The sequence below is a fragment of the Sphingomonas sp. genome (assembly GCF_042095875.1).
Taxonomy (GTDB): Bacteria; Pseudomonadota; Alphaproteobacteria; order Sphingomonadales; family Sphingomonadaceae; genus Sphingomonas.
Window position 1 is genome coordinate 1 of record NZ_JBELMJ010000017.1, and the last position, 5,637, is coordinate 5,637.

The 5,637-nt window shown below is 70.2% G+C and carries 6 protein-coding genes; 2 read left to right on the forward strand and 4 right to left on the reverse strand.

Annotated features, from left to right (window positions below; all coding sequences use genetic code 11):
• The 4 genes from pnp to ACFDS6_RS07990 all read right to left on the reverse strand — a co-directional run.
• The coding region (gene pnp / locus ACFDS6_RS07975) for a polyribonucleotide nucleotidyltransferase (RefSeq protein WP_375271611.1) at positions 1–1,490 on the reverse strand (1,490 nt) is incomplete at its 3' end.
• A gap of 156 nt (positions 1,491–1,646) precedes the next feature.
• Entirely contained in the window at positions 1,647–1,916 is a 270-nt protein-coding gene (gene rpsO, locus ACFDS6_RS07980) for a 30S ribosomal protein S15 (RefSeq protein ID WP_219767129.1), read from the reverse strand.
• A 24-nt stretch (positions 1,917–1,940) separates the two neighbouring features.
• Positions 1,941–2,837 (reverse strand): tRNA pseudouridine(55) synthase TruB, encoded by an 897-nt coding sequence (truB, locus tag ACFDS6_RS07985; protein ID WP_375271612.1) that lies wholly within the window; start codon positions 2,835–2,837, stop codon positions 1,941–1,943.
• 1 nt (position 2,838) lies between these two features.
• Positions 2,839–3,534, reverse strand: coding sequence for a site-2 protease family protein (locus ACFDS6_RS07990; protein ID WP_375271613.1), 696 nt, complete (start codon positions 3,532–3,534; stop codon positions 2,839–2,841).
• A gap of 151 nt (positions 3,535–3,685) precedes the next feature.
• On the opposite strand from ACFDS6_RS07990, the gene ACFDS6_RS07995 reads away from it, so the two are divergent.
• Positions 3,686–4,513, forward strand: a complete 828-nt coding sequence (locus tag ACFDS6_RS07995) for a hypothetical protein (protein WP_375271614.1) — start codon at positions 3,686–3,688, stop codon at positions 4,511–4,513.
• A 58-nt stretch (positions 4,514–4,571) separates the two neighbouring features.
• Positions 4,572–5,637, forward strand: a 1,066-nt coding sequence (locus tag ACFDS6_RS08000) for an amidase family protein (protein WP_375271615.1), incomplete at its 3' end; no start/stop codon positions are given.

The window sequence follows — 5,637 nt, forward strand, 5'->3', positions numbered from 1 at the left end:
ACCTTGAAGTCCATGTCGCCCAGGTGATCCTCGTCACCCAGGATGTCGGACAGGACGGCGAAGTCCTTGCCCTCCAGGATCAGACCCATCGCGATGCCCGAGACGGGACGCTTGAGCGGCACGCCCGCGTCCATCATCGACAGCGAGCCGCCGCAGACCGTCGCCATCGACGACGAGCCGTTCGACTCGGTGATGTCGGAGGTGACGCGGATCGTGTACGGGAACTCCTCCTTCGACGGCAGCACCGGATGCAGCGCGCGCCAGGCGAGCTTGCCGTGACCGACTTCGCGGCGCCCCGGCGCACCGAAGCGGCCGACTTCGCCGACCGAGTAGGGCGGGAAGTTATAGTGGAGCATGAAGTTCTGGTACGACAGGCCGTTCAGCCCGTCGATCATCTGCTCCGCGTCGCGCGTGCCGAGCGTGGTGGTCGCGATCGTCTGCGTCTCACCGCGGGTGAACAGCGCCGAGCCGTGCGCGCGCGGCAGGAAGTGGACCTCCGCCTCGATCGGACGCACCGTGGTGGTGTCGCGGCCGTCGATGCGGCGACCGGTCTTGAGGATCGCGCCGCGCACGATATCGGCCTCGAGCTTCTTCACCAGCTTCAAGGTGCCGAGATACTCGGCCGGATCGGCTTCCTTCAGGTCGGCGAACGCTTCGCGTGCCTTGGTGCGGGCGGCGTTGATCGCGGTCTGGCGCGCCTGCTTGTCGGTCAGCTTGTAGGCCGCCTCCATGTCCTTGCCGATGGCCTTCTTCAGCTTGGCCATCTTCGCCGACTTGTCCTCGACCGGCGCCAGCTCCCACGGGTCCTTCGCCGACTGCTCGGCCAGGTCGATGATCGCGTTGATGATGTCCTGCGACGCCTTGTGCGCGAACATCACCGCGCCGAGCATCACGTCCTCGGACAACTCCTTGGCCTCCGACTCGACCATCATCACCGCGTCGTGCGTGGCGGCGACGACCAGGTCGAGCTCGCCTTCCAGCACCTCGGAATCGGTCGGGTTGAGCTGATACTCACCGTCCTTGTAGCCGACGCGCGCGGCGCCGATCGGGCCCATGAACGGCACGCCAGAGATGGTCAGCGCGGCGGAGGCGGCGACCATCGCGAGGATGTCAGGCTCGTTCTCGCCGTCGTACGACAGCACCTGCGCGATGCAGTTGATCTCGTTGTAGAACCCTTCGGGGAACAGCGGGCGGATCGGACGGTCGATCAGGCGGCTGACCAGCGTCTCACGCTCGGTGGCGCCGCGCTCGCGCTTGAAGAAGCCGCCGGGGATGCGACCCGAGGCCGAGAACTTTTCCTGGTAGTGGACGGTGAGCGGGAAGAAGTCCTGCCCTTCCTTGACCGTCTTGGCGGCGGTGACCGCGCAGAGCACGACCGTCTCGCCCAGCGTCGCGATCACGGCGCCGTCGGCCTGACGCGCGACCTTGCCGGTTTCCAGCGTCAGGGTCTTGCCACCCCATTCGATGCTGACCTTCTTGGTATCGAACATATGATTTCCTTTGGACCGGATGCCCGATGCATCCGGGGCCTCGTGGTGCAGGCTGTCCGGCCTGCGCGGTGCGGGGCGAGTGGTCGCCCCCTGCGTCGTCACCGGATTGCGACGGCGCGGATAAGCGAAGGGCGACCCGAGGGCCGCCCTTGCCGGTTACTTGCGAAGGCCGAGCTTCGCGATCAGCGCCAGGTAACGGTCGCCGTCGGTCTTGCGGAGGTAATCCAGCAGCGAGCGACGCTTGTTGACCATCATGAGCAGGCCGCGACGCGAGTGGTTGTCCTTGGCGTGGCCCTTGAAGTGCTCGGTCAAGTTGCGGATACGCTCGGTGAGGATTGCGACCTGGACCTCGGTGGATCCGGTGTCGCCCTCGGCGCGGGCGTGTTCCTTGATGACTTCCTGGCGGCGTTCGGCAGTGATCGACATTGAAATATTGTCCTCGACATCAGGTCACAGATTGAAGCCGCGAACGACGCGAAGCTGATTGGCTTCAACCTCGGCAAGCGCGACGGGCGTGTCGCCCGATAGCGCGAAGACGAGACCATCGTCGGCGGCGATCCCGTCCAGCACCCGCCCCTGTCGAAGCGCGCCTGCCTGGTCGGGCGTGAGAACAAAGGCCGGGATGTCGTCCAGCCCCGCCCTCAATGGCAGGAGTAATGGTTCCAGCGACGACGCCTTAGCGGCCGCGTCCAATTTGTCCAGCGTTATCGCCCCTACGAGGGCGAACGGCCCCGCCTTCACGCGGTGCAGCCAGGTGACATGGCCGACTGTCCCGAGCGCCAGCGCGATGTCGCGCGCGAGGCTGCGGATATACGTACCCTTGGACACGTGCGCGACGAGCGTGACCTCATTCAGTATCGTGTCGGAGGCGGCGTCGCCGTCGCGCGTCAGGCGATGGATCGTCACGTCGCGGGAGGCGAGCACGACCTCTTCGCCGGCACGTGCCAGATCATAGGCGCGCTGCCCGTCGACCTTGAGCGCGGAATAGGCCGGCGGCACCTGCGCGATCGGGCCGGTGAAGCGCGGCAGGACTGCATCGAGCGCGGCCGCGATCGGGCGCACGTCGCTGGTCGCGACCGCCTCGCCCTCGGCGTCGAGCGTCGCTGTCTGCGTGCCGAACGCGAGCGTGAAGGCGTAGACCTTGTCGCTGTCGAGCATCCGCCCGGCGAGCTTGGTCGCCTCGCCCAGCGCGATCGGCAGCACGCCGCTCGCCAGCGGGTCGAGCGTGCCGCCGTGGCCGACCTTGACCTTCGGGCCCCCGGCGGTGCGCAGCGCGCGCTTCACCGCGGAGACGACCTGCGTCGAGCCGATTCCCACCGGCTTGTCGATCACCAGCCAGCCGTGCATCTCAGGCGATTGCCGCGGCGATGGCGAGATACGCCTGCGTCAGCGCCTGCGCGGGCGGCGCGACGAGGCGCTGGACGATGTTCGCGCCCGGCACCAGCGCGGGCAGCACCAGCAGCAGGACGATGAGCAGCGGAAAGCCGAAGCGCGCGAGCTTGTCCCATTGCAGCGCCGCGCGCTCGGGCAGCAGCCCGGCGACGACGTGCCCGCCGTCGAACGGCGGCAGCGGGATCAGGTTGAACAGCGCGAGAAAGACGTTGATCAGCAGGAAGTTGACGAGGTTGGCGCCGATGAACGCCGCCGCGCTGCCGTCCGCCGGCTCGCCGACCCAGTGCGCGAAGATGCCCAGCAGCAGCGCGCCGACGAGGGCGAGCGCGAGGTTCATCCCCGGCCCGGCGAGCGCGACCAGCAGCATGCCGGTGCGCGGGTTGGTCCGGGTAATGCGCCGCGCGTCGACCGGCACGGGCTTGGCCCAGCCGAACACCGGCACCTTCGCGATCGCGAGCATCAGCGGCAGCACCACCGTGCCGACCGGATCGACGTGGCGCAGCGGGTTGAACGACAGCCGCCTGAGCTGCGCCGCGGTCGGATCGCCCAACGCGCGCGCGGCGAGGCCGTGGCTGACTTCGTGAAAGACGATCGCGATCACCAGCGGGATGATCCACACCGCCGCCGACCAGATAACACCATTGGGGTCCATGGCGCGCGAGATAGGGTGGCGACGCGACTTAGGCCAGCGCCATGCCCCGCAGGGCCACGCATCGACGGCGCGCGACGGCGGTACCGGACCCGCTTGACGATGCAGGTGCGCGCGCGTCAGAAACGGCGCAACAGAGACGGGAGTGTCGGCCATGTCGTATCGACGGCTCGCCGCGGAACGCGAGCCGAAGCGCTCGCGCTGGGCGGCGGCGTCGGTCGCGCTGCACCTGGGCGTTGTCGCGCTGCTGCTATGGTGGCCCACGTCGTCGCTGCCATCGGTCGTGCCGGTGCCCGCGCTGCTGACGTTCGACGTCGCGCCGCCCGAGCCGCCGCCGCCGACCGTCGCACCTCCGGAGCCGGTCACGCCGCCGTCCGACCCTGCGACGACCCGCAACGACGATCCGGGTGGCTCGTCCGCCGGCCGTGCCTCGCCGCGCGATACAGGTGTTCTCGCCATGCCCGTACCCCGGCCCGAACTGCCGCTGCCGTCCGCGCGGCTGGACGAGTCGCCGGTCCGCGCCGCCCCGATCACCGACGAGGGGCTCGACCTCGCGCTGCACGCCAGCGCCGACGCGGTAAGCGGGCTCCGCAGTGCGGCGATGGGGGTCGGCGTCGGTGAAGCGGTGGGGCGCGGCAACGGCAGCGGGCAGGGCGACGGCAACGGACCGGGGCGCGGGCGCGGCCGGCTGGCGCGTGCGCGCTGGCTGCGAATGCCGACCAACAGCGAGATGAAGCCCTACTGGCCGCCCGCGGCGGTCGCGGCGAAGCTTTCGGGCAAGGCGATCCTCGAATGTGTCGTTCCGCGTGTCGGGCCGCCGACGCGGTGCCGCGCACTGGCGGAGACGCCGGTCGGCTCGGGCTTCGGGCAGGCGGCGGTAACGATGTCGCCGGTCTTTCGTATCGTGCCGGTCACGCGCGCGCGCCGGGTCGAGGACATGCCGATCATCGTGCCGGTGATCTTCACCTATACCGGCCGCTGAGCAGGGCCGGCGAACGCCCGCTTGCGTGGTCCCGCATCGTGTCGCATCGTCGCGTTCGATGATCCCGAACCGTCTGCTCACCGCCGCCGCGTTGCCCGCGCTGCTCGCTGCCACGCTCGTCGTCGCGGCGCCACCCGCCGCGGCGCGCACCGCGGTGGTGGAGGAGCGGTCGATCGAGCAGGTGCAGGCGGCGATGACGGCGGGGCGGGCGACCAGCGTCGAGCTGACGCGCGCGTATTTGGCGCGGATCGCGGCGATGGACCGCCGGGGACCGACGTTGCGCAGCATCATCGCGCTCAACCCGGACGCGGTCGCGCAGGCCAGGGCGCTCGATGCGGAGCGGCGCGCCGGGCGCGTGCGCGGGCCGCTGCACGGCGTGCCCGTCCTCATCAAGGACAATGTCGAGACGGCCGATCGCACCGCGACCACCGCGGGCAGCTTCGCGCTCGCCGCCAACGTCACGCGCCGCGACGCGCCGCTGGTCGCGCGGCTGCGCGCCGCGGGCGCGGTGATCCTGGGCAAGACCAACTTGTCCGAATGGGCCAACATCCGCTCCGACCGGTCGATGAGCGGATGGAGCGCGGTCGGCGGGCTGGTGCGCAACCCCTACGCGCTCGACCGCACCGCGTGCGGCTCGTCGTCGGGTTCGGGCGCGGCGGTGGCGGCGAGCTTCGCCGCGGCGGCGGTGGGTACCGAGACCGACGGGTCGATCACCTGTCCGTCGTCGGTCAACGGGCTGGTCGGGTTCAAGCCGACGCTGGGGCTCGCCAGCCGGACGCACGTGGTGCCGATCAGCCACAGCCAGGACACGGCCGGACCAATGGCGCGCAGCGTGCGCGACGCCGCGCTGCTGCTGTCGGCGATGTCGGCGCCCGACCCGGCCGATCCGGCGACCGCGGGCACGCAGGTGCGCGACTATACCGCGGGTCTGTCGGCCGCGGCCTTGTCTGGGATGCGGGTCGGTGTGATCCGCCCCGAAGGCCTGTCGCCCGATCTCGCCGCGCGCTTCGACGCCGCGCTCGGCGTGCTGCGCGCGAGCGGTGCGACGCTGGTCGAGGTCACGCCGCCCAAGCTCGACGGGCTGGGCGAGGCCGAGTTCCAGGTGCTGCTGACCGAGTTGAAGG